Source organism: Staphylococcus sp. HMSC055A09, assembly GCF_001809655.1.
GTDB lineage: Bacteria > Bacillota > Bacilli > Staphylococcales > Staphylococcaceae > Staphylococcus > Staphylococcus capitis.
In genome coordinates, this window is record NZ_KV798369.1 from 699,615 (window position 1) to 701,230 (window position 1,616).

Consider the following 1,616-nt stretch of genomic DNA (forward strand, 5'->3'; position numbering starts at 1 on the left):
TGTGAAATGGTCTAGAAGAGTATGGCAAGATATGGCTATAGTTCAAAAAGAAGTGGAAAGAACGACGAGTAATGTTACTTAGAGGGAGACATCCCAATGAGTATATAAAGGATTTTAAGAAACTAACTAACACTACTACTTATAATGCAAGTAGATTGTTAGTTACTGAATCTGCACGTGTTCAGGCTGAATCACAGAAGCTAACTTATCTTAAAGATTTAGGTGAAGATGGCGAGTACAAGTATGTAGCAAAAATTGACAAGAAAACATCTAAAATATGTCTCACATTAAATGGCAAAGTATTTAAAGTTAAAGATATGATACCTGGAGTTAATGCTCCACCTATGCACCCTTGGTGCAGAAGTACTACAGTACCGCATGTGGGAAACTGGCGGGATAAATTCTTTACTGAACGTAAAGATAAGTATCGGATACAGGACAATGTAATAGAAAAAGAAAAATTACAAGAAAAAGCGAAAAAAGAAATGCTTGATATGATACGTAGTGGTAAAATAAAAGTAGAAATTAATCCAGAAAAACAAAATAGACATAATAAAGAACATGAGCTATTTAAGCAAAGTGTTGAAATGGCTAAAATAAATGGAGAAAAATTACCAAGTTATACAATTATTTCTAATGAGGAACTAAATAAATTAGTTAAATTAAGAGCCACTACTGGTGAATTTCTATTACTGAATGGTAAATTTAATCGTAAGGAAATTATTGATTTTAAGTTACCAATTGGAAAATCATATATCGATAACAAATATATTGAGAAAGTACATTATTCAAAAACTGGTACACATGTTATACCGTATATTAAAAAGTAGGTGATAATATTGCATATAAGAGATGCTTATGGGCATAAGGTTATGGTTGTTTTAACAAATCAAAAAAATTTAATTGGTAAAGTTACTGACTATGAAAACCCGTTAGAAACTGATACAGGAAATTACAATATGGATTTAGAGACAGATTTAGGAACATATTCATTTGATGAAACAGAAATTAAAGAAATAAGAATAATATCTTAATCGCATCCTTTCTACATAGAAAGAAAAAGAAATCGAGAATATCTTAAGAATTTACACCGAATAAATATGATTAAATACATTGTGAGGTGATTTAGATGTACACATACCAACTTGATGGACAAGGAACAGTTGATGAAATAATAAAAGATATTGAAAATGATATTAAATTAAAAGAAAAAAATTAGTAGCATCCTTTCTACCCATATAAATAGAAAGTGGTGCTATTTTTTATACACTTTTTTACCTTCTACGGAAGGTTATTTTTTATGTCCAAAACGTGCTGATGACGTTATAAAAGCAAGTATGGAATACGCAGTCGACAGACTATAAACGGAGGTATATCTCATGGAGAACAATCAAAGTAATATTACTGAAGAAACGAAGCATAATGAGAATTTAGAAACAACTCATGAACAATCACAGCAAAAGGAGCACACATTCTCCCAAGAAGAAGTATCTCAAATGATTAAAGATCGTTTAGCAAGAGAAAGAAGAAAATCTGATGAACGTATTAAGGATGCCATTCAAGAGGCTGAAAAACTGGCAAAAATGAATGGGAACGCGAGCAGTACATGAAACAAT

General features: G+C 30.8%; 2 protein-coding genes and 2 pseudogenes. All 4 read left to right on the forward strand.

Annotation, left to right across the window (positions count from 1 at the left end; genetic code table 11):
• Window positions 1-830: pseudogene (locus HMPREF2642_RS08875) on the forward strand (minor capsid protein); the annotation flags it as partial.
• Window positions 831-839: 9 nt separating this feature from the next.
• Window positions 840-1,034 (forward strand): hypothetical protein, encoded by a 195-nt coding sequence (locus tag HMPREF2642_RS08880; RefSeq protein WP_030064847.1) that lies wholly within the window; start codon window positions 840-842, stop codon window positions 1,032-1,034.
• A gap of 261 nt (window positions 1,035-1,295) precedes the next feature.
• Window positions 1,296-1,392 (forward strand): annotated as a pseudogene (locus tag HMPREF2642_RS11625) (hypothetical protein); the annotation flags it as partial.
• Window positions 1,380-1,610, forward strand: coding sequence for a capsid assembly scaffolding protein Gp46 family protein (locus HMPREF2642_RS08885; protein WP_030064849.1), 231 nt, complete (start codon window positions 1,380-1,382; stop codon window positions 1,608-1,610). The pseudogene HMPREF2642_RS11625 and the gene HMPREF2642_RS08885, both read left to right, overlap by 13 nt.
• The last annotated feature ends 6 nt before the right edge of the window (window positions 1,611-1,616 follow it).

Excerpts from the sequence above, each read along its gene's own strand:
- HMPREF2642_RS08885 (WP_030064849.1), top strand. The coding sequence starts at position 1,380 with ATGGAGAACAATCAAAGTAATATTACTGAAGAAACGAAGCATAATGAG.